Here is a 22,734-nt window from a genome sequence, read left to right on the forward strand (position 1 = left end):
CCAATGCGCGCTTACAATTAAAACAGGAATATTATGCGCTCTATATATTGCGGACACTTAAATAAAAGTCATGTCGACCAAGAAGTTACTCTGTGTGGGTGGATCAACAAACGCCGCGATTTAGGTGGCTTGATCTTCGTCGATGTGCGTGACCGCGAAGGTTTGGTGCAGGTGGTGTTCGACCCGGAAGTCGAAGGGCTTATGGATGTGGCGAATAAACTTCGTCAAGAATTCTGTGTACAAGTCAAAGGGGTAGTCCGCGCTCGCCCTGACAGCCAAGTCAACAAAGACATGAGCACAGGTGAAGTGGAAATTCTAGGTACTGGCCTTGAGATCATTAACCGCAGCGACGCTCTACCACTGGATTTTAACCAGCAAAACTCCGAAGAGCGCCGTCTAAAATACCGTTATTTGGATCTTCGCCGCTTAGAGATGAGCGACCGTATTAAGTTGCGTGCCAAAGCCACAAGTTTTGTTCGCCGCTTCCTTGATAGCAATGACTTCCTCGATATTGAAACGCCGGTACTGACGAAAGCGACCCCTGAAGGAGCACGTGACTACCTTGTGCCAAGCCGTGTGCATCATGGCAGCTTCTATGCATTGCCGCAGTCGCCACAGTTGTTTAAACAATTGTTGATGATGTCTGGCTTTGACCGTTACTACCAAATCGTTAAATGTTTCCGTGATGAAGATTTACGTGCCGACCGCCAGCCAGAGTTCACGCAAATCGATATCGAAACCTCATTTATGAGTTCAGACCAAGTTCGCGGTGTCACTGAAAAACTGATCCGTGATATGTGGCAAGAGTTGCTGAATGTTGATTTGGGCGAGTTCCCGGTGATGGCCTACAGCGAAGCCATGCGCCGCTTTGGCTCTGACAAGCCTGACCTACGTAACCCGATGGAGCTTATTGACGTTGCTGATTTGGTTAAAGACGTTGAGTTCAAAGTGTTCTCTGGCCCTGCCAATGATGAGAAAGGCCGCGTAGCTGTGCTTAGCGTGCCAGGCGGAGCGTCGTTGTCACGCAAGCAAATTGACGAGTACACCAAGTTTATCGGCATCTATGGCGCTAAAGGTTTAGCCTGGATGAAGGTCAATGACCGCGACGCAGGTGTGGAAGGCGTGCAATCACCGATTGCTAAATTCTTGAACGAAGAGGTGATCACCGCCTTACTTGAACGCACCAATGCGCAAACTGGCGATATCATTTTATTCGGTGCCGACTCACGCAATGTGGTCAATGAAGCCATGGGTGCGCTGCGCTTGAAGATTGGTTTAGACCTTGAGCTAACTGATTTAACCAAATGGGCACCATTGTGGGTCGTAGACTTCCCGATGTTTGAAGAAGACGATGAAGGTAATCTACACGCGGTTCACCACCCATTTACTGCGCCAAAAGATGTCAGCCCAGAGGAGCTGGAAGCCAACCCTGCCGGCACGCTTTCTGATGCCTACGACATGGTTCTTAATGGTTACGAAGTGGGTGGTGGTTCGGTGCGTATCCACAACAATGCGATGCAACAAGCGGCGTTCCGAGTATTGGGGATCAATGAGCAAGAGCAACAAGATAAGTTCGGTTTCCTACTCGATGCGTTGAAGTATGGTACACCGCCGCACGCTGGCTTGGCGTTCGGCCTTGACCGTCTAGTGATGTTGCTTTGTGGTACAGACAATATTCGTGATGTCATTGCCTTCCCGAAAACGACGCAAGCATCTTGTTTGATGACCGATGCTCCGAGTGTGGCAAATCCCGACGCTCTGCAAGAGCTGGGTATCGGAGTGACTGCCTCTGAGAGTGAACAAAGCGAATAAGCGATAGCGATAAAAGAAGCGGCTCAGGCCGCTTTTTTTATGCTTCAGCTTTACACTGGTCATACATACAGTTACCATTTCCATAAGCGAGAATAATAATAAGGTCAGTGGGTGAGTATAATTTTGGGAATTGACCCCGGCTCGCGCTTTACCGGCTATGGTGTCGTGCAGCAGCAAGGGCATAAGTTCCATTACTTGGGCAGTGGCTGTATTAAGTTAGGTGATAACGCCTTCCCGTTGCGTTTAAAAATGATTTTCCAAGGCGTCAGCCAACTCATTGAGCAATTTAATCCTACCGCGTTTGCCATAGAACAAGTGTTTATGGCCCACAATCCTGATTCGGCATTAAAGCTAGGGCAAGCCCGGGGCGCAGCCATTGTCGCCGCCACCTTGGCCGATATTGACGTGTCAGAATACTCCGCGCGGCAAGTGAAACAAGCTGTGGTTGGGCGGGGCTCTGCGGAAAAGGCACAGGTACAACACATGGTGAAGCATATCTTGAAGCTGCCAGCGACGCCGCAAGCAGATGCCGCCGACGCCTTGGCTATTGCCATGTGCCATGGTCACTCACAACAAAACTTAATAAAACTGTCCGGTCAAGCACGTAAAACCGTGCGCGGACGCTTGAGGTAACAATGATAGGACGAATTAGAGGATTGTTGGTTGAGAAGCAGCCCCCTGAAGTGTTAGTGGAAGCAGCAGGCATTGGCTATGAAATCAACCTCCCCATGAGTTGCTTTTATGCACTTCCCGAGTGTGGTGAACAGGTCACCTTGTATACCCACTTTGTGGTGCGAGAGGATGCGCAGCTGTTATTTGGGTTTAACACCAAAAACGAACGTGCCCTGTTTCGTGAATTATTAAAAGCCAATGGGGTAGGGCCTAAACTAGGCCTAGGTATTTTATCGGGAATGTCGGCAGAGCAATTTATCCATTGCGTTCATCATGGCGATGCAAGCACCTTAGTAAAGCTTCCTGGCGTTGGCAAAAAAACCGCAGAGCGGTTAGTGTTAGAAATGAAAGACAGGCTTAAAGATTGGGGTCCTGACTTATTTACCCCTCACACTGACGCGGCACCAATAGATGCGCCCAATGGCGATACTTTGGTCGCGAGTCATGCCCAAGACGATGCGGTGGCCGCACTTGAAGCTCTGGGCTATAAAAATGCTCAGGCAGTGAAGTCGGTAAAAGCAGTCGCGAAGCCAGGCATGGCCTCCGAAGAAATGATTAAGCAAGCGCTCAAAGCGATGCTATAACAGAGATACCATCATGATAGAAGCGGATCGGCTGATTGAGCCAGAGGTACAGGGTAATGAGGATGTGGTCGATAGAGCCATTCGGCCTAAGTTATTGGCCGACTATCACGGCCAACCTCATGTTAAACAGCAGATGGATATTTTTATCGAGGCCGCACGCTCACGTAGCGAGGCCTTAGATCATCTCCTTATATTTGGTCCCCCTGGGTTAGGTAAAACCACGTTAGCCAATATTGTTGCTAATGAACTCGATGTGAGTATTAAAACGACTTCCGGTCCAGTGTTGGAGAAAGCCGGCGATCTCGCCGCCTTACTGACTAATTTAGAAGCTCATGATGTGCTGTTTATCGACGAAATTCATCGCATGAGTCCGCATGTTGAGGAAATACTCTATCCAGCCATGGAAGACTATCAACTCGATATCATGATTGGTGAAGGCCCCGCAGCGCGCTCGATTAAACTTGATTTACCGCCATTTACTTTAATTGGTGCAACGACCCGTGCAGGTTCATTGACCTCTCCACTGCGCGATCGTTTCGGTATTGTGCAACGTTTGGAGTTTTATTCCGTTGCCGACCTTGCCGCCATTGTCAAACGCTCCGCCGATCATTTAGGTTTAGCAGTTGACGAGCAGGGCGCTTTAGAAGTCGCCAAGCGCTCGCGAGGGACTCCCCGCATAGCTAATCGACTACTGCGTAGAGTGCGAGATTTTGCTGAAGTTAAAGGTGATGGTCGTGTATGCATTGATATTGCCGCACAAGCGCTCGATATGGTCGATGTAGACAAAAGCGGTTTTGATTATATGGACCGTAAATACTTGTTAGCGATTATAGAAAAGTTTATGGGCGGGCCGGTGGGGCTGGATAATCTCGCAGCAGCCATCGGCGAGGAAAAAGAAACCATAGAAGATGTGATTGAACCCTATCTAATACAGCAAGGCTTTATCCAGCGTACGCCGCGAGGACGGATTGTATCAGATCATGCCTATGCGCATTTTGGTCTCAGTAAAACAACAGACTAACCCTGGCACACCATGCCGAGCGTTTTGGCTCGGCCCAACCTGCCTCATTCTCTTCCCAATACACCCAAGTCTAGGTCGACGCTATCAAGCTGCTCGCCTCATAAAGCTTATTAAAAGCAGAGTAATTCACAACAGATTAAGCTGTGCTTGGTATCTTATTGCAGGCAAAAAAAAGCCCGCTAACAAAGCGGGCAAAACAACAAGTTGAAGGAAGTAAATCCAAATAAGCCAAGTGAATGAGCAACGCTAAAGTTAATCAATCAATGGCCGAGGTGGGGAATCAGAAACCACCTCTTGAACTGTGCATAAGAGCTCAATTGGTTGCGCTAGCTCAGTACAGGGTGAATATTACGGACTAAATGGGCCCTAATCAAACTAGAAAAATTATATTTTTCGGATAAGAAAATCTAATATTGAATAGTTTTTTAAGATGGTAATTTTCATCGTAAAGTATGGGGTTATGTTTTCTTAATATTGATATTAAAGGGAAATATTATTTTTGTGCTTTTTTTGTTCTATTAGATTTACTAGTTTCTAACGTGTAGATATTTTGGCAAATGAAAGCTTATGCGCACAAAGTGCATAAAACGCAATTAATTTGAACTTTTGTTAGGGTTTTAAAGCCCAATAATGGCGTGTACTTTTTTACATCGCATCATTATTTAGGTGTTTAACTTGGGTTTGTAGCAATTCGTGGCAAGGCCATTGTCAGCGCTACAACGACTGGTTACACTAGTGCCCATTGTGTCGTGCTCAAAGACACGTGGAAGTTGTAAACTGCGCCTCAGGAGAAAAGACGTGGATTCAGGATTAAATTTTATTGATCTTATTTTAAAAGCCAGCTTTTTAGTACAGCTGGTGATGCTTACCTTAGTAGCTCTGTCGGTAATATCGTGGGCCATCATCATTCAGCGTCGTAAAACCTTGGGCCATGCGCTTAGTAGCGCCAAGAAGTTCGAATCGCGTTTTTGGTCAGGTGTTGATTTGTCGAAGCTCTACAGTGAGATTTCGGCGCGTGGCAATAAAAGTGAAGGACTAGAAGCGTTATTTACCTCAGGCTTCAAAGAATTTGCACGACACAAAAAGAATAATGTTCATTCTGCGGGTATGGTCACCGAAGGCGCACATCGTGCGATGCGTGTGGCACTTTCTCGTGAGATTGAAAAACTTGAAACAAGCTTGTCCTTCCTTGCAACCATAGGTTCAATCAGCCCCTACATTGGCTTGTTTGGTACCGTGTGGGGGATCATGACTGCCTTTATCGCCCTCGGTGAAGTAAAGCAAGCAACACTGCAAATGGTCGCCCCGGGTATCGCCGAGGCCTTGATTGCTACTGCAATGGGCTTGTTTGCAGCCATCCCTGCGGTTATTGCGTACAACCGCTTTGCCAATAAAGTTGAGAAAATAGAGTCGCATTACGCCAACTTTATGGAAGAGTTTTCCAATATTCTTCATCGCCAAGCGATCACCCAAGAGGTAAAGTCGAATGTATCAGCGTAAGAAACGTCGTCCGGTCGCAGAGATCAACGTTGTTCCTTACATCGACGTGATGTTGGTGCTGCTGATAATTTTTATGGCCACAGCACCACTTATCACCCACGGAGTCAAAGTTGATTTGCCAAAGATGGAAAAATCCGAGCTGGTGGAAACTAAAGATGCACCGCCGATTATTGCCTCTATCGACGCCGATGGTAAGTACTATGTGAGTGTTGGTACTGACCCCGAAGCACCGATGGAAGCGGTGGATGTCGCCGCTGTCATCAAGCTCAAGTTAGAGCAAAACCCCGATACTCCAGTGATGATTAAAGGATCAGGCCGCGTCAGTTATCAAGAAGTACTGCTATTAATGGACTTTTTGAAAAACGCCGGGGTACCCGAGGTAGGCTTAATGACGGAGTCGTTTGAGGATTAGCATGCAGCAGTATAAAACGCCACTTCTCATTTCCCTCGCTTTACACCTTGCGCTTATTGGTGTTTTGGTGGGCGTGGGTTTATTTCGTGATTCAGCACCTGAAATCTTGAAAGTGACTCTTAATACACCGAGTAATGAAGATACGCCAGAGCAAGCAGTTAGCGCCGTGTCTGTTGATCAAAAACAAGTGGAGCAACGCCTCGCTGATCTTAGGCAGAAAGAGGAAGCCAAAAAGCGTGCCGAGCAACAGCGTATTAAAGAGTTGGAAGAACGCGCCGCCGCCGCCCGCAAACAGCGTGAGGCCGAAGCCGAGCAGATCAAAAAGTTAGAGCGGCAGCGTCAAGCCAAAGAGCGTGAACGTAAACAGGCTGAGGCCGAAGCTAAACGTGCTCGAGAGCAAGAGCGTAAAGAGCGCGAAAAAGCACGTAAAGCCCAGCAGGAAAAAGAAAAGGCAGAGCAAGCGGCTAAAGCGGCTGCTGAAAAACGTCGCAAGGAAGAAGAAGCAGCGCGCAAGGCCGAAGCTGAACGTAAACGCAAAGAGCAAGAAGCTGCCCGCAAGGCTGAAGAAGCAAGACAAAAAGCGCTGGCTGAGCAACTGCTGCAAGAGCAATTGGCTGCCGAGCAAGCGGCACGCTCGAAAGCGCGTCGACAGCAAGTGATGTCGGAAGTGGACAAATACCGCGCTCTTATCGCCCAACGCATTCAGCAAAACTTGCTGTTAGATCAGAGCTACCGTGGTAAAGAGTGTCGATTAAACATTAAATTGGCATTCAACGGCTTGGTCACCAGTGTCAGTTCACTCGGTGGCGACCAGCAAGTCTGTGAAGCTGCGGTTCGTGCAGTGCGCCGTGCCGATACCTTACCGGTCTCCAAAGATCGTGATGTATTTGAAAAATTAAAAGATATTAACTTAACGGTTAAACCAGAGTTTTAGGGGAACACCATGGTAAAGATGTGCCGATACCTGTTTATTTCCATGTTAGCTAGCGTCAGTCTATGGGCTAATGCAGCGTTGGAAATTGTTATTACTGAAGGGGTCGACAGTGCCCGACCTATCGCTGTGGTGCCGTTTGCCTACGAAGGCACCGGTGAAATGCCGATGCGCATTAGTGAAGTGGTCGCCGCTGACTTGCGTCGCAGTGGTAAGTTTAAGCCTATCGCCAGCATTAACATGCCACAGCGCCCAAGTACTGATGCTGATGTGGACTACAGTGCCTGGGTTCAAGAAGGGGTGGAAGCCATTGTTGTTGGTCGTGTACAGCAACAAAATGGCGGCCGATACCTGGTCAGTTACGAGCTAATCGACGTGCTCCGTGGGCAAATAACCGGTGGCGAGACACGCATTCTCAACAACGGTAAGTTAATCAAAAGCCAAGACCATGTACTTGACGCTCGGGAAACGGTCATCACGGCGCAAAACTTCCGCCGTTACGGTCACCGCATTAGCGATGTCGTATACGAGGCGTTAACGGGCGAGCGCGGCGCATTTTTAACTAAAATCGCTTACGTGATTGTACGTGACCAAGATGATAAGCCTTATCAGCTTGTTGTGGCGGATTACGATGGCTATAACGAGCAGGTACTACTGCGTTCTAAAGAGCCACTGATGTCACCCTCATGGTCACCTGATGGCAATAAACTGGCTTATGTCACCTTTGAAAATCGTCAAAGTCAGATTTATATCCAAGATATTTATACAGGCCAGCGACAGTTAGTCACCAGCCACCCAGGTATCAACGGTGCCCCGCAATTTTCGCCTGATGGCACGAAACTAGCTATGGTGCTATCAAAAGACCGCACCGGTGCTACTGAGCTTTATTTGTACGACTTACAAACAAAGCAAGAGCGTCGTTTAACTCGCCACCGTAGTATCGATACCGAACCAACTTGGCATCCAAACGGCAAAGAGCTCCTGTTTACCTCGGAAAGGGGTGGTAATGCCCAGATTTATAAGTTAAATTTAGATTCAGGCCGAGTGAAACGCATGACGTTCGACGGTGATATGAATTTAAATGGCTCAGTTACGCCCGATGGCAAGCACTTAGTGATGGTAAATCGGACGCTGGGCCGTTATCACATTGCTAAGAAGGATCTTGAATCAGGCAACTTCCAGGTACTTACACGTACACGTCTGGATGAGTCGCCGAGCGTGGCGCCCAACGGCTCCATGATTATTTACAGCACGATGCATAACAACAAAAATGTATTGGCTTTGGTTTCAATGGATGGTCGGTTTAAAGCGCGTTTACCCGTACTTGATGGACAAGTAAAAGCACCAGCTTGGTCACCGTTTTTATAATTCGCTCAGGGTATAGTCAGCTTTGGACGCATAAACTTGAATTTTATGTAAATTGCTTACTATATTAAGACAAATTGAAAATCAGGTGCTGGTTTCACTTTTTGATAATAGGAATCTACTCAATGCAACTTAAAAAAATAGTTAAAGGTCTGCTTATTGCAGTGCCAGTTATGACGCTAGCGGCATGTAGTTCTTCATCTAGCCAAGATGAAGGCCAAGCCAACGAGACAAATCAAGTTGAAACCCAAACAACTGATACAGTTGAAGTGGAAACAGTAAAACGCGAGAAAACAGCAGAAGAGAAGCTGCGCGAAAAGTATGAAGCGCTTCGTCAACAGCAAATCATTTACTTTGATTTTGACAAGGCAACCATTCAGAGCAAGTATGCTGAATTGCTACAAGCTCACGCTCAGTTCCTAACGCAGAACCCTTCTGTAAAAGTACTTATCGAAGGTCACGCAGATGAGCGTGGTACGCCAGAGTACAACATTGCACTAGGTGAAAGCCGTGGTCAGTCTGTAGAAAAATACCTACAGAGTTTAGGTGTTAACCCTAACCAAATGTCTGTTGTTAGCTACGGTGAAGAGAAGTCGATGGTTAAAGCGCGTAACGAAGAAGCGTTCGCCAAAAACCGCCGTGCAGTCTTGGTATACTAAAATTTAAAAGAGTAACAATGAAGCCGAAAATTATTTTGGCAGCCTTACTCATGAGCGGGAGCACCCAAGTTTGGGCTGCTCCCGCTCCTGTTTCAGAGGCCTCTGCCAGTGAATCAAGTGTCGAAAAACGTTTAAGCCGCTTAGAGCAAATGATGCAAACTCGCAATTTGCTTCAAGCCGACCTACAACAGCAACTGGATCTGTTGCAAGATGAAGTGAGTCAGTTGCGTGGCGTCACCGAAGAGCACAGCTACAAGCTAGAAAAGGTGCTGCAACGTCAACGCGAGCTATATCAAGAAATAGAAAACCGTGTTAGCGCCGCTTATTCGCAGCAGCAACAGCCAAGCTATGATGATGGTTACAGTACGTCCAGTGCCGCGACCACCAGTGATAGCGCTGCCAACAGTGCCGCGCCGATGAGTAGCAACCTGTCGGAAAATGAAGCGTATGACAAAGCGGTCAAGCTGATCATGCAGGACAAGCGCTACGATGCAGCTATTCCTGAGTTTCAAGCATTTCTGCAAACCTATCCAGAGTCAGTATATGTGCCGAACGCACATTATTGGTTAGGTCAACTTTTGACGATTAAAGGTGATACGAGCGGCGCCAAGGGCCACTTCGAAACCGTGGTGAATCAATATACTGATTCTAATAAGCGTGCCGATGCGATGCTTAAGTTGGGTACCTTGGAACAACAGCAAGGTCAACTCGCCAAAGCGAAGCAATTGTTTAATAAAGTGATTGCTGAGTACCCTAACACCACAGCCGCTAAATTAGCGACCGAGCGTGTTAGTAAGTTGTAGCAGATTTTGCTAAGTGTTTGCTTTTAGACCGCAGGCTGTTTAAAGCGGTCTAAAATTAGGCAACTAAGCGGAAAAACTAAAAAAAACCGAGCATTTGTATTGCACTTGGTTTTTAAATAAGTATTATAAGCGCCCGCAGCAGACGATAACCCCTCGGGGATAACGCTGCGCAAATAACGACAAAATGGGTCATTAGCTCAGTTGGTAGAGCAGTGGACTTTTAATCCATTGGTCGATGGTTCGAATCCATCATGACCCACCACTTTACATCATCAGCTACATGCGTAGCGCACTTTCAAATATTGAAAGACACCAGTTATGGGTCATTAGCTCAGTTGGTTGGACAGTCAACATCGAAATATTGTTTCGATGGTCCGTGAAAGCGAGTCAGGACGACGAGCCGGAACACCGCTTCAGGATGAATTAATGGCATTAAAACTCGGTATGGGTCATTAGCTCAGTTGGTAGAGCAGTGGACTTTTAATCCATTGGTCGATGGTTCGAATCCATCATGACCCACCATCCCCTTTTCTCATTATTACCCAACTTCTTATAATTAAGCGCACAAGAATCTAGTCGTAGCGCAGATCTTTGCTTCTTTTTAGCGTCATAGTTTCGTATAATTACGGCAATACTTTTGCAATGTAGATGTAGTTTGACCAGTATGGGTATCAGCGAGAATATCATGCCGGAGGATTATATTTTTCCTCCTAAGCCAGCTCCTCTTTCTGATGAGCAGAAACAGCAGCACAAGGCGCGCATTAAACAATTACTGCAAGAAAAAAATGCAGTGTTAGTGGCGCATTATTATACCGATCCAGAGATCCAGGCCCTAGCAGAGGAGACCGGCGGCTGCGTAGCAGACTCGTTGGAGATGGCTCGCTTCGGCGCGCGCCAAGAGAGCGCTGATATGATCATCGTAGCGGGTGTGCGTTTTATGGGTGAGACAGCGAAGATCTTAACTCCAGAAAAAACCGTGGTCATGCCCACCCTAGAGGCAACTTGCTCATTGGATGTGGGTTGCCCAATCGATGAATTTAGCCGCTTTTGCGATCAGCACCCTGACCGTAAAGTAGTCGTGTATGCGAATACTTTAACGGCTGTAAAAGCGCGCGCTGATTGGATCGTTACGTCATCTTGTGCGTTAGAAATCGTTGAGCATCTAGACAGCGAAGGCGAGAAGATTATTTGGGGCCCAGATAAGCACCTAGGTAGCTACATTCAAAATCAGACCGGCGCTGATATGATCATGTGGAATGGTGCATGTATTGTTCATGATGAGTTTAAGACTAAAGCGCTCAAAGATATGAAAGCGCTGCACCCTGATGCAGCGGTTTTGGTGCACCCTGAGTCACCTGCTGAGATAGTAGAACTTGCTGATGCTGTAGGTTCCACGAGTCAGCTTATCAAAGCGGCACAAACTATGGATAACAAGAAGTTTATTGTTGCCACCGATCGCGGTATTTTCTATAAAATGCAGCAGCTGTGTCCAGAGAAAGAGTTTTTTGAAGCACCGACTGCAGGTGAAGGCGCAACGTGTAAAAGTTGTGCCCACTGCCCGTGGATGGCCATGAACGGCCTCAAAGCCATTGAGGAAGCGCTTATCGATCCGCAAGGCAAAGAGGTGTTTGTGGACATGGAACTGCGCCAAGGCGCACTGCGCTCGCTTAATCGCATGCTAGACTTCACCGCTGCCATGGCACGCTAACGGTGTTTTACTAACCAGTTGATTTGGTTTTCTTAAAAACACCTTGCAACCCCGGCAGTGATTGCATAGTATATGCGGCGCTGCCAAGGCAGCGAAAAGTGCGGAGAGGTGGCTGAGTGGCTGAAGGCGCACGACTGGAACTCGTGTATACGTTAATAGCGTATCGAGGGTTCGAATCCCTCCCTCTCCGCCATTAATTTAATACAAAAAAGCCCAGCGTTATGCTGGGCGTTTTTGTTTCAGTGTCCGGTCGCAAGCTTCTTTCCATCTATCAATCTTCACTTTGTAGGCAAGGCATAGGCTTGCATTTGTCAGGCTAAAGCCCAAACCACAGGGGATTGTGTTGTAGGCAAGGCATTGGCCTTGCGGTTGTCAGGCTCAAGCCCGACCCACAGGGTGTGTGTTGCAGGCAAGGCAATGGCCTTGCGATTGTCAGGCTCAAGCCTGACCCACAACAGGGGATTGTTTGTAGGCAAGGCATAGGCTTGCATTTGTCAGACTCAAGCCCGACCTACAGGAGTTTGTTGTAGGCATGACATTAGCCTTGCGATTGTCAGGCTAAAGCCCGACCCACAGGGGGGATGTTTGTAGGCAAGGCATTGGCCTTGCGGTTGTCAGGCTCAAGCCAAACCTACAGGAATGTGTTGTAGGCAAGGCATTGGCCTTGCGGTTGTCAGGCTAAAGCCCGACCCACAGGGTGTGTGTTGCAGGCAAGGCAATGGCCTTGCGATTGTCCGACTCAAGCCCGACCCACAGGGGGAATGTGTTGTAGGCAAGGCATTGGCCTTGCGGTTGTCAGGCTAAAGCCCAAACCACAGGGGGATTGTGTTGTAGGCAAGGCATGGGTCTTGCGGTTGTCAGGCTAAAGCCCAAACCAAAGGGGATTGTGTTGTAGGCAAGGCGTTGGCCTTGCGGTTGTCAGGCTAAAGCCCCAACCGACAGAGATGCTTGCGCATTGCTGCTCACATTACTACTCCCTACTCACACTTTATCTGCTGCTCACCGAGGTGATATACGTTATTAACGGCGACATAGCCACCAGAGAAAATGGCGGTGGCGGGCAGAAGTATCGGCGTGAGTAATATCCCAGAGAGGGAATAATAAGTGTTCGTCTCTTCAGCTACGTTAACAATGCGCAAAGTCTTCTTGTCTGACGAGAGCTCACACTTACGCTCTACATAAGGGGTGTCGCTGGGCACCACTACGCAGGCGCTAGAGATGATACACAGCGTGGCTACAACGACTGATTTAAGGTATTGCATCGTAGTCTCTTCGATTAAGCTAGTTCATCAGCGACTTCAGCTATTTTTTGCCGTAACCATACGTGGCTAACGTCGCGATGTAATAGCGGCGACCAAATCATATCCAACTCAAAAGGCGCAATGGGGAAAGGCGGCTCTAAAATGGTGAGCCCGGGATCGTCTTTATAAATCTTTGCGGCTTTGGAGGGCAAGGTGGCAATGAGATTTTGCTCCTTGGCCAAATGAATAGCCACGTGGTAATTACGGGTAAAGGTGGCGATATTCCGATGCTTACCAAAATGTGCTAAGGCTTCGTCCACCCACCCGAGTTTTTGTACATCCTCTGGGTCCATACCCACGCCCACACCAAAACCGGTTTTGCTGACCCAAATATGGCGGGCATGAAGATAACTGTCGAGGTTAAAGTTATTTAAAATCGGGTTGTCTGATTTGACCAAACACGAGAAGCTGTCTTTCCAGATACGTTTATGATGAAACGACTGAGGCAGTTTTTCAAAACGGTTAAGCGCCATATCAACCTTGCCATTTTCAACATCATGAAAGGTCACATCACTGGGCGTAAGAATATCCAAAGTGGTATCCGGGGCTTCCTCATGTAGCTTACTCAGTAATCGTGGAGCCAAAGTACTGGCTGCATAGTCACTGGCCATCATGCGGAACACACGCTTACTGCTTTGCGGCTCAAAGTCGCGATTCGGCGCTAGCGTTTCCTCTAACGTCATGAGCACGCCACGGATCACGGGTTGCAGCTCCAGTGCGCGCTCAGTGGGGACCATGCCCTCACTGGTGCGCACCAGCAGCGGGTCATTAAGCAGATTTCGTAAGCGTTTTAAACCATTACTCATTGCCGGCTGAGTAATACTCAACTGGTTCGCGGCCTTTGTGACATTGCATTCGCGAAGCAAAGTATCAAGATAGACGAGTAGATTTAAATCAATCTTATTTATATTCATTACTTGCTGCCATTTTTATTATTTATGCCTAGTGTAGCTTAAAGGTGGCTAAGAAAACACACTACCAATGATGTATAAAGCGTTGGCACTGTGGGTAGGGATAAACCTGTTTATACTCACCTTGAGTGATTTTAGCTTGTGCTTGGCGCCAGTAAGCGGGGTCGAGAAGCTCAGGGTGAGTTGCCAGTAGTGCTTGTTTGTGCACCGGGTTGGGTAATACAAAGGTGCTTAGCTGCTCGGGGAACACATCGTTAGGTGCGACCGACAAAGTGCTTTCTTCGCCGCAGGCATCGTCATGGCCAAGCTCGCGAAACTGCATATCAGTGAGGTACTGCACTTCGTCATAGTCATAAAATACCACGCGGCGATGTTTCGTCACGCCAAAGTTTTTTAATAACATATCACCGGGAAAGATATTGGCGGCAATCATATCTTTGAGTGCTTGGCCGTATTCATCAATGGCTTGTGCGGCTTTAGTACTATCCACTTCCTGTAAGTATAAGTTCAACGGCGTCATACGGCGCTCAATATACAAATGCTTGATGATGAGCATGTCGCCTTCAATACGAATAGAGTTGGCAATACTCGCCTTAAACACCTCAAGTAGTGGCGCGCTAAAGCAGCTCAAAGGTAAAGCAACATCTGAATATTCCAAGGTGTCTGCCATGCGACCAACACGATCATGACGCTTAACCAACTGGTAGCGCTCGAGCACTGTTTTACGGCCAAAGGGCTTGCTTGAGCCAAAGCGATCACGGATCACTTTAAACACATAGGGAAACGAGGGCAGGGTAAATACCATCATCACCATGCCGGGGGTGCCGGCGGCCAATTCAAACTGCTCATGAGCGTGACCCATATGCTCGAGTAACTCGCGGTAGAATTCTGTCTTACCTTGCTTATGAAAGCCAATGGCATTGTAGAGCTCAGCTTTGGTTTTACCGGGCATCAACTGATTGAGAAAGTGCACCAGCGCCGAAGGAGCATGGGTTTGCACCATAAAATAAGCACGGGCAAAGCCAAAAATGACCCGCATTTGCGACGACCGAGTCAGCAAGGCATCAATATACAGGCCCTTGTTACCATCATGAAGCACGGCGATGACAAAGGGTTGCGTGCCTGTTTGCGAAACCACTCGACCGACAATATAGGCGGCCTGGCCGCGATAAAAGGGCGCTTGTAAAATATCAAAGCGCATTTGATAACTTTGCACATGGGTCTCGGGCGCTTGTTTGATAAAGGCTTTCACTAATAAACGAATGTCTCTATCGAGATTGGCAAACGCACAGCCAAATTCAAATTGCGTAATGATTTTGCGAATAGTCGGCTTAAGCCCCTCGGTGACCGGAAAATAACTACGATATTCGGCTTCCACTGGGAGCGCGGGAGCATCGGCAAGCGTGGCTTGCACAAAGATAAAGTTATTATGGTAATACTTGCGATGGAACAAGCGACAAAATACCGAGTTATAAAAGGTTTCGGCCAGCTCTGCTTGAGGGTGAAAAGTGAGAAAAGCGCGGTAACATTCTTTGGTTTGGGTCCACAAACTGGCCTGCTCAGCCGGGTCACCGACGCAATCGCGAAGCTGCGCTACAGTCTCATTCACGCGTTTATCGTAGTAACTAATACGCTTACTGGCGATGGCGCGCATTTGGCTCCAATCGCGCTCAGCAAAAGCCGCAGGAGCCTGAGCTGTTATTGATTGAAACAACTGATAGTGATGGTGAAAGCCATCAAGAATGCGTTGCGCTACGGCCTGTGCTTGCACTGGGATCCCTCTTAGAGTAGAAGCTCTAAACTAGACTATGCCAAGGGCAAGCTATGGTGCAAGCCTTATTGATATTTTTTTAACGACTTTTCTAATTGCGCCAAACGCTTTTCCGTTTGCTTAATGCGTTCATTGTAGCGCTGCTCAATCCCCTTGATGTTAGCATTAACTTCTTTTTTCAGGGCTTTGCGCTCATCATCAGACATTAAGCGCTCTAAACGCTGTTCTTCGGCGAGTGTTTTAGCGCTACGTTCACGTTTTAAAATAACCAGTCGGTGTTTAGTTGAACGTAACTGCAGTTCGATATTGTCTCGGCGCTGCTCTAACTGTAGCTCGGTAAGTTGCTTCGAAAAGTTGTTATCAAGCGGCTTAATTTCGACATTAGAGTGACGTACTTCATGCTCTTGTGCCTGCTCATCACAGGGAAACTGGCTAAACGTCGTGCCATTTTTTGTCTCGCATTTATAGTAAACGGTATTAGCCGTAGCCTGTGTAGCGGCGGCCGCACACATTGCCAAGGCAGTGGCAATAACTCTTTTCTTTGTCACTTTGATACCTCTGATCATACCTCATTCATTTTTTAATATAGATGAACTAAAAATGAATGTCACTAAAGCAATACTAAGGTATGAAAAAGGTTCAATCAGTCACGCTCAGCAGTACCTACTGAGCGTTGAATTTCTTCAGCTGTTTTAAGCCTTGAATAAGGAAGGGAATATCAAGCTGTTGATCAACGCCAAAGCCCTCGGTGGCAGAAATATGTTTATAACTACCGTCGCTGTTGAGCAGCGTAATGCGGTCTTTACGCATGGCAATAAATACGCCCTGTGAGTAATTGATATTCGCCATGGCGTCAGCGTGAGTCAGGCTGTTAGCGATAAGGGCGGCGCGAGCTAACTCATCGCAGCCCCAATATTCGCTCAGCACTGTGGCGATAATATCTTGTGGCTGGGCAATGAGCGTACTCTGTTGTAGCTGAGGGTCATTGCTCCATAGCTGTGAAATAGCGGTGATACGAGAAGGGTGCTCAGCCTCCAGAGCAAAGGCAAACACCTTACGTTGGCCATCAAGTGGTGCGGTATTATCCTGATCGATGCGCACTCGAGGCGACGGATCGCTGTGGATAAAACGGTAGGCATCGATATTGGTATCGAAGGTGATAGGCGTGCGACGCCACAGAGGGTCAATACTGTCTTTAGTGAGACTCTGACGGTAGTAGCTAGGCAGCCCATACACTAAATTGAACAATGCATCTTGCTTGGCAACCGGGTGTAGTAGCTTTGCTGCAGGTTGCAGTGCAGGGTTTGCAGCGACAAACTCGGCTAGTTGCTGGGTGGACGAGAACACCCGAATATCGACTTGCGGCGCATCGGCATCAAGTTCACAGCTCGGTAAGGTTGCGGGCATGACAAAACTAACAGTGGGGCCGTTAACATTAACCTGGCGTGCTTGCTCATATTGCTCAAGATCTAATAAATCGTTTTTTGCCAGTAGCGACTTGGCTGTTGTCGGATAAGACAGGGGTAACATATTGTCTTGTTTAGTAATATCAAACTCGAGTGCAGCGTCCGCCCAAATATGAATACTGTGGCTTAGTGCAAAACACAGCACCAACGAAGCGGAGATATATCGGCCAAAACGAAGTCGTTTTAACTGCGCTAGGTGATGCCAAGCATAATTACTTATCAGCAACTGATAGGCGAGTATCATCAAAATTAGGGCGCTCACCAGCAAGGTCGACAACGCGGGCGTGTTGGTTACGTTGCGCCAAAATAACGATAAGATCTCCCCCAGTGCACTGTAATTTAGATGATACCCGAGGTTGTAATACACAAACGCATCGACCGCCAGTAGCGTCATACCTGCCGTGGCAAGTACCGAGGCCATACCGCGAATATGTCTGGGATAGGGGAAGATAAGTGACAGTGGGAAAATAGTCAGCACAAAGGCTAAAAAGGTAATAAAGGCGGTGTGGCTGAGCCACGTAACCACCATATAAACACTGCCAATAGCTGTTGTTGGGGCGGCATCAGCAAAGAGATAGGCAAGGCTAATAACCAGCGCAAGACCAATATTCGCCAAGGTAAACCAATGGCCCCAAGCAAGAAGCTGACTCGCTTTTGAGGCGAATTGATTTTGCGCAGATAAGTTCATTACCTTACTTTACCGAGTCGGCAAGGGCGTTGGCAAAGTTTTGTGCAACTGAGGCCCTTTTTGCTTCGGGCACATGCTCTTTAATAATATGCGTGATAGTATTGCCCAAACACATCAGGCTTAAATCTACCGGCGCCTTCTTTTCGGCAAGGACAGCAACTAGCTGGTCGACAAGTTGTTCTACTTCTTCATTAGTATATTTAGATAACGCTGGCATCGGTGGATTTCATACTGATTATATATTCTTGTATTTTAACACCGCAGGAGTGAAAAACAAAGATGAGCACTGAGGTTAAAAAGCTGGTTGTGCACTACGTCGACAAACAAGACGACAGTACCCAAATTCATTTGCGCAACGACGAAATGCCAATTAATGATCGTGTAAACGTGTTTATTGAACAGCTCCACCATGCTTATAACGGTAAACCTGGAAAAGGCTTTTGCGCCTTCAGCGCTGAGAAAAGCAGTGTGGTTGCCAGCAGTATGCAAAGTTATCGAAACAACGAGTTGGGATTTTGGCAGGTTACCGAGCAAGCGGCGAGTGTGCTAAAAGAAGAGCTCGATAAATACGCTTTCAATGAAAGTGGTTATTTAGTTTTTTGCCATTATCAATATGTCGCCAGTGACTATATTTTAATCGCGCTTATTAATATTAAAGAGCATTATACTATTACCTCCGAGCTTGATTTGGCGGCGTCTCGCCATTTAGATATTACCCGTATGCAATTGGCAGCGCGTATTGACCTTGCCGCGTGGGATACACAGCCCGAGGATAATCGCTATATCTCCTTTATTAAAGGTCGCGCTGGGCGCAAAGTGGCCGACTTCTTTTTAGACTTTTTAGGTTGCGAAGAGGGCATTGATCCGAAGCAGCAAAGTCGCTCTATGCTTAGCGCCGTAGAAGATTACTTAAGCGAGCAAGAGCTAGATAAAGAAGAAAAAGATGAGCGTCGTCGCGAGGTGTTTGACTACTGTAGCGACAGAATCAGTAGTGGTGAAGATGCCAACATTGAAGATATAGGGCGCGCCATCAGCAAAGATGATGAGCAAAGCTTTAACAGCTTTTACGAGCAGCAAAGCTATGATTTGGCTGAATCTTTCCCGGTGGATAAAAAGACCGTGACCGGCATGGTTAAACTCTCGGGCATGGGTGGCGGCGTGAGCGTGGGGTTTGAGCGCAAGCACCTAGGTGAGCGAGTGATTTATGACCCAGTCAACGACACATTGACTATCAAGGGCGTGCCGCCGAATTTAAAAGACCAACTCGATCAGCTCGGTGATGAGTCTTAGTATTATGCAGTGGGGTTAACGTCCACTGGTAACTGAGCGTTATAGAGATACAAAAAAGCCGCTGTGAAAACAGCGGCTTTTTTTATGATGGTACAAGCGCCTTAGTCGTTGACCGTCTGTGCTTGATGCTCATCTTGGTGTGCAGCGTGTGCCACCTTGGTGTCAGTCGACACTGTCTTCGGCGTTGCTGCATCGGCATAAGCATGGCCTACCGGTGCAACCGAACCAGGCTTCAATGTGCTACTTTGAAGCGTCATACGTGCTTCGCTTGGCATGGCCTTCGGCACTTCAGAAGCAGCCACCAATGCGACCGCTTGTGGTTGTGTCGCAGGCGCACTGGCATGACCTAAAGCTTTGCTTACAGCGGGTGTTTCCGCTTGCTGTGGCTCAGCTGAAGGCTCAGCCGCTTCTTGCTTAACAACGGCTGCGGGTGCAGGTTCAACTGACGGCTTATCTTCTGGCTCTAATGACGCTTGCGGTTCGCTCTCAGGCTGTTTCGCTTCGCTAGATGCGGATGCTTCAGCGACTTCAGTCTCAGGCTGCTGCGCAGGTTCTCCAGATTCTACCTCAGCAACGCTTTGCTCAGGCTGTCCCTCGGCTGCTGGCTCATCAGTATCGATGATTTGCTCAGCGGCAGGAGCGGTCTCTTCTTGCACGGCCGCAACCGGAGCTGCTTCAGCTTCTATAGCCGGGGCCTGCTCAGCGGTCTCTTGCGTACTGTTAGTTGGCGCTGTCTCTGCTGCTGCGTTGTCAGTGGCTGCAGTCGTTTTTGTATCGTCTTTCACTTGCTTTGGCGTGTCATCACTTGGTTGTTGCGACTGCTCAGCCATGGCTTGATCTGCGACGGGTACAAATGCCGGTGAATCACTGTCACCTTCTTGCTTATCACGACGGCGGCGTTGACCCGCAGCGCGTAAGTGACGTGGTGAGCGGCGAGTACGGGTACGACCCTCTTTTTCACCTTCACCTTGCTCATTGCTCTGCGCTTGCTCGTCAATGGTTTGCGGTGCTTCGTCAAGCGATGCTTTCTTTGCAGCCACATCATTGTGCTTGTTCGCAGTCTCTTGCTGCTTTTGCTCTTTACCTTGCGTTGGCTTGGTTGGCTTATCCGCCTTCTCAAGTGCCTTTTCTGGCTGAGCCACAGCTGCTTGCTGCTCAGGGTTTTCAACAGCAGCTACTGGCTTCTCTTCGCTAGCAGTGTTGTTCTGAGTGTTTTCTACACGTACTTTCTTACGCAGGTTGCGGCGTTGGCGACGCTGCTTTGGCTTCGCTTGCTGTTGCTCGTCGCTTTGCGTGTCCTTGCCAGTGTTCGCAACATCTTTATTTTCTTGCTCATTGGTGGTGTTGTTGTCGTTACGGTTATCGCGACGACGATTTTGACCGCCACGACGACGCTTATTGCGATTACCACCGCGTTCGCCACCGCGCTCGTTTCGATTATTGCTTTCTTCAGACTTGTCTTTGTCTTGCTCAGTAACCTCGGCGTTTTGCGTGCGCGGACCTTTTGGCTTATTGCGCGATTGGTTATTACGACGACGCTGGTTATTGCGGCGACGATCACCACCGCCACGACGCTCGTTATTGCTCTGTTGTTTACGTTGCTTATCTTGCTCTGGCTGCTCTTGCTCATCACTAAACAAGCTCTTCAACCATTGCCCGATACGGCTTAGTAAACCTGGCTCTTCTGTGGCTTTGGGTTGCGCTTTAGGGGCGCTCACTGGCGCCGGATCCTTCGGCATAACCACACCCTTAAGCACCGGTTCTTCGCGCTTCGGTGCGACAGGTGCGCGTGAGTACTCGACTGCTTCCGCCTCAGGCTCAGCAATCTGCTCGTAGCTAGCCGCTTCTAAGGTTTCATCTTTACGTAAACGCACTACTTCATAGTGAGGTGTTTCCATGTGTTGGTTTGGAATGATCACTACATCACAGTTATGACGTTTTTCGATTCGTTGTACGCTGCGGCGTTTTTCATTTAACAGGTAAGCACCGACGGCAACAGGGACCTGGGCATTTACTTGCGAGGTGTTGTCTTTGATTGCTTCTTCTTCAATCAAGCGCAAAATTGAAAGCGCAATGGATTCGTTTGAGCGGATAGTGCCTTGGCCACTACAGCGTGGGCAGGTGCCTTGGCTCGCTTCACCAAGAGAAGGGCGCAAACGTTGACGCGACATTTCCAACAGACCAAAACGTGAAATTTTACCGATTTGCACGCGGGCACGGTCTTGGCGTGCAGCGTCTTTTAAGCGGTTTTCTACTTCACGTTGGTGACGTGGAGGAGTCATATCGATAAAGTCGATTACGATCAGACCACCAAGATCACGCAGGCGCAGTTGGCGGGCGATTTCATCGGCTGCTTCTAAGTTGGTGTTCAAGGCCGTTTCTTCGATATCACTGCCTTTGGTTGCCTTTGACGAGTTGATATCAATAGACGTCAGGGCTTCAGTTGGGTCAATAACGATTGAACCACCTGATGGTAAGCGTACTTCACGCTGGAACGCTGACTCAATTTGGCTTTCGATTTGGTAATGAGTGAACAAAGGCACATCGTTTTGATACAACTTTACACGGCTCATGAAGTCAGGGCGGAAGCGCTCAATATGTGCTTTGGCTTCTTCGAATACCTTTGGCTTATCAATTAGGATTTCACCAATATCACGGCGTAAGTAATCACGAATAGCGCGGAAAATCACGTTGCTTTCTTGGTGAATCAAGAAAGGGGCTTTATCGCTATCGGCTGCTTCTTTGATTGCTTGCCAGTGAACCAGCAGGGCCTTAAGGTCATAGTCAAGCTCTTCGAATGATTTACCAACACCAGCGGTGCGGACAATCAACCCCATGCCTTTAGGCAAATCTAAGCGGCTAAGTGCGTCTTTTAATTCGGCACGCTCTTCACCTTCAATGCGACGAGAAATACCGCCGGCGCGAGGGTTATTCGGCATCAGTACAAGGTAGCTACCAGCAACACTAATAAAGGTAGTCAGAGCCGCGCCTTTTTGACCACGTTCTTCCTTATCAACCTGAACAATGACTTCTTGACCTTCTTTGATCACGTCTTTGATGTTTGGGCGACCGTTGAAGGTATAACCGCTAGGGAAGTAAGTACGAGCGATTTCTTTTAGAGGTAAGAAACCGTGGCGTTCGGCGCCATAATCAACAAAAGCGGCTTCAAGTGAAGGTTCGATACGGGTAATTTTACCCTTGTAAATATTGGCTTTTTTTTGTTCGTGTCCAGGGCTTTCGATATCTAAATCATACAGGCGCTGGCCATCAACCAGTGCAACGCGCATTTCTTCTTGCTGCGTCGCATTGATTAGCATACGTTTCATATTGTTACTCTTAAATTCTGTGCATAGTGCCCGACCACTTAGGTCTTTCGGCGCTCTTATTTTTGTCTTCGGTGCAGTCTCACGACTGGGCTTTTAACGCAAAAGCTTAACGTTCTAGTTTCACCTTGTGTTGCAACTGGCGATAAAAATAGCGGCCAATAGGGCCTTATTTGCCACGCTCAATGCGTGGACTTTACGCAGTGCAGTTTATCTTCAACAAGATGACTGTGTCGTTTTTACCGATACACCTTCACGGTGGTCGATAGCATTATGTTCATTGTCTACATTAGTGGTATTTGCCCTAAGCATGTGCTTAATCAAAGCAAAAACCCATCGTTTTATTGTTCGTTTCCGCTTGCCCTTTTGGGCGCTTGCCACTTGCGGTCGCAGCCAGCGAAGCAATCTATTACGCGCATTGCTTGCTACTGCCGTCACGTGGGTTCTGGGTGATAAAAGCTGTGGAAATACGAGCTCGAATCTGTATGATCGCTTTCCCAGAATGTGTTTCACGCAA

Annotated in this window: 19 protein-coding genes and 3 tRNA genes; 15 read left to right on the forward strand and 7 right to left on the reverse strand. The window is 48.0% G+C overall.

Annotated features, from left to right (window positions below):
* Window positions 1-33: 33 nt before the first annotated feature.
* The 14 genes from aspS to PRUTH_RS03925 all read left to right on the forward strand — a co-directional run bounded on the left by aspS (window position 34) and on the right by PRUTH_RS03925 (window position 11,660).
* Window positions 34-1,812, forward strand: coding sequence for an aspartate--tRNA ligase (aspS, locus tag PRUTH_RS03860; protein WP_045978441.1), 1,779 nt, complete (start codon window positions 34-36; stop codon window positions 1,810-1,812).
* Window positions 1,813-1,923: 111 nt separating this feature from the next.
* Window positions 1,924-2,445 (forward strand): crossover junction endodeoxyribonuclease RuvC, encoded by a 522-nt coding sequence (gene ruvC / locus PRUTH_RS03865; RefSeq protein ID WP_022945142.1) that lies wholly within the window; start codon window positions 1,924-1,926, stop codon window positions 2,443-2,445.
* A 2-nt stretch (window positions 2,446-2,447) separates the two neighbouring features.
* Window positions 2,448-3,068 (forward strand): Holliday junction branch migration protein RuvA, encoded by a 621-nt coding sequence (gene ruvA, locus PRUTH_RS03870; RefSeq protein WP_138547490.1) that lies wholly within the window; start codon window positions 2,448-2,450, stop codon window positions 3,066-3,068.
* 13 nt (window positions 3,069-3,081) lie between these two features.
* On the forward strand, window positions 3,082-4,089 hold the full coding sequence (ruvB, locus tag PRUTH_RS03875; RefSeq protein WP_022945140.1) for a Holliday junction branch migration DNA helicase RuvB: 1,008 nt from the start codon (window positions 3,082-3,084) through the stop codon (window positions 4,087-4,089).
* Between the two features lie 798 nt (window positions 4,090-4,887).
* Window positions 4,888-5,589, forward strand: coding sequence for a protein TolQ (gene tolQ / locus PRUTH_RS03880; protein ID WP_022945138.1), 702 nt, complete (start codon window positions 4,888-4,890; stop codon window positions 5,587-5,589).
* Window positions 5,576-6,001, forward strand: coding sequence for a protein TolR (tolR, locus tag PRUTH_RS03885; protein WP_022945137.1), 426 nt, complete (start codon window positions 5,576-5,578; stop codon window positions 5,999-6,001). Before tolQ ends, tolR begins: the two co-directional genes overlap by 14 nt.
* A gap of 1 nt (window position 6,002) precedes the next feature.
* Window positions 6,003-6,935: a cell envelope integrity protein TolA gene (gene tolA / locus PRUTH_RS03890; RefSeq protein ID WP_151172568.1), complete on the forward strand. Its 933-nt coding sequence runs from the start codon at window positions 6,003-6,005 to the stop codon at window positions 6,933-6,935.
* Window positions 6,936-6,953: 18 nt separating this feature from the next.
* Window positions 6,954-8,300 (forward strand): Tol-Pal system beta propeller repeat protein TolB, encoded by a 1,347-nt coding sequence (gene tolB / locus PRUTH_RS03895; RefSeq protein WP_371741523.1) that lies wholly within the window; start codon window positions 6,954-6,956, stop codon window positions 8,298-8,300.
* 122 nt (window positions 8,301-8,422) lie between these two features.
* Entirely contained in the window at window positions 8,423-8,956 is a 534-nt protein-coding gene (pal, locus tag PRUTH_RS03900) for a peptidoglycan-associated lipoprotein Pal (protein WP_151172569.1), read from the forward strand.
* A gap of 17 nt (window positions 8,957-8,973) precedes the next feature.
* On the forward strand, window positions 8,974-9,759 hold the full coding sequence (gene ybgF, locus PRUTH_RS03905; RefSeq protein WP_045978437.1) for a tol-pal system protein YbgF: 786 nt from the start codon (window positions 8,974-8,976) through the stop codon (window positions 9,757-9,759).
* Between the two features lie 186 nt (window positions 9,760-9,945).
* Window positions 9,946-10,021, forward strand: a tRNA-Lys gene (locus PRUTH_RS03910).
* 184 nt (window positions 10,022-10,205) lie between these two features.
* Window positions 10,206-10,281 (forward strand) — tRNA-Lys (locus PRUTH_RS03915).
* 142 nt (window positions 10,282-10,423) lie between these two features.
* Entirely contained in the window at window positions 10,424-11,467 is a 1,044-nt protein-coding gene (gene nadA, locus PRUTH_RS03920; RefSeq protein WP_151173694.1) for a quinolinate synthase NadA, read from the forward strand.
* Window positions 11,468-11,569: 102 nt separating this feature from the next.
* Window positions 11,570-11,660, forward strand: a tRNA-Ser gene (locus PRUTH_RS03925).
* A gap of 784 nt (window positions 11,661-12,444) precedes the next feature.
* On the opposite strand, the gene PRUTH_RS03930 is transcribed toward PRUTH_RS03925, so the two are convergent.
* The 6 genes from PRUTH_RS03930 to PRUTH_RS03955 all read right to left on the reverse strand — a co-directional run bounded on the left by PRUTH_RS03930 (window position 12,445) and on the right by PRUTH_RS03955 (window position 17,821).
* Window positions 12,445-12,729, reverse strand: coding sequence for a hypothetical protein (locus PRUTH_RS03930; protein WP_151172570.1), 285 nt, complete (start codon window positions 12,727-12,729; stop codon window positions 12,445-12,447).
* Window positions 12,730-12,743: 14 nt separating this feature from the next.
* Window positions 12,744-13,682 carry a LysR family transcriptional regulator gene (locus tag PRUTH_RS03935; RefSeq protein WP_022945972.1) on the reverse strand — a complete coding sequence of 313 codons (939 nt, stop codon included), beginning with the start codon at window positions 13,680-13,682 and terminating at the stop codon, window positions 12,744-12,746.
* Between the two features lie 61 nt (window positions 13,683-13,743).
* Window positions 13,744-15,450 carry a bifunctional isocitrate dehydrogenase kinase/phosphatase gene (gene aceK / locus PRUTH_RS03940; RefSeq protein WP_022945971.1) on the reverse strand — a complete coding sequence of 569 codons (1,707 nt, stop codon included), beginning with the start codon at window positions 15,448-15,450 and terminating at the stop codon, window positions 13,744-13,746.
* A 65-nt stretch (window positions 15,451-15,515) separates the two neighbouring features.
* The gene (locus PRUTH_RS03945) at window positions 15,516-16,016 is read right to left on the reverse strand and encodes a DUF4124 domain-containing protein (RefSeq protein ID WP_151172571.1); all 501 of its coding nucleotides are present in this window, start codon (window positions 16,014-16,016) and stop codon (window positions 15,516-15,518) included.
* A gap of 97 nt (window positions 16,017-16,113) precedes the next feature.
* Complete coding sequence (locus PRUTH_RS03950) at window positions 16,114-17,604, reverse strand: DUF3413 domain-containing protein (protein ID WP_151172572.1); 1,491 nt, start codon at window positions 17,602-17,604, stop codon at window positions 16,114-16,116.
* A gap of 4 nt (window positions 17,605-17,608) precedes the next feature.
* A complete protein-coding gene (locus PRUTH_RS03955) occupies window positions 17,609-17,821 on the reverse strand; it encodes a YejL family protein (protein ID WP_022945968.1) in 213 nt (70 codons plus the stop codon).
* Window positions 17,822-17,883: 62 nt separating this feature from the next.
* On the opposite strand from PRUTH_RS03955, the gene yejK reads away from it, so the two are divergent.
* Entirely contained in the window at window positions 17,884-18,894 is a 1,011-nt protein-coding gene (gene yejK / locus PRUTH_RS03960) for a nucleoid-associated protein YejK (RefSeq protein WP_151172573.1), read from the forward strand.
* A gap of 101 nt (window positions 18,895-18,995) precedes the next feature.
* Here the strand turns inward: yejK and rne are convergent, their stop codons facing one another.
* Complete coding sequence (gene rne / locus PRUTH_RS03965) at window positions 18,996-22,220, reverse strand: ribonuclease E (RefSeq protein ID WP_151172574.1); 3,225 nt, start codon at window positions 22,218-22,220, stop codon at window positions 18,996-18,998.
* Between the last annotated feature and the right edge of the window lie 514 nt (window positions 22,221-22,734).

The organism is Pseudoalteromonas ruthenica (assembly GCF_008808095.1).
Lineage (GTDB): Bacteria > Pseudomonadota > Gammaproteobacteria > Enterobacterales > Alteromonadaceae > Pseudoalteromonas > Pseudoalteromonas ruthenica.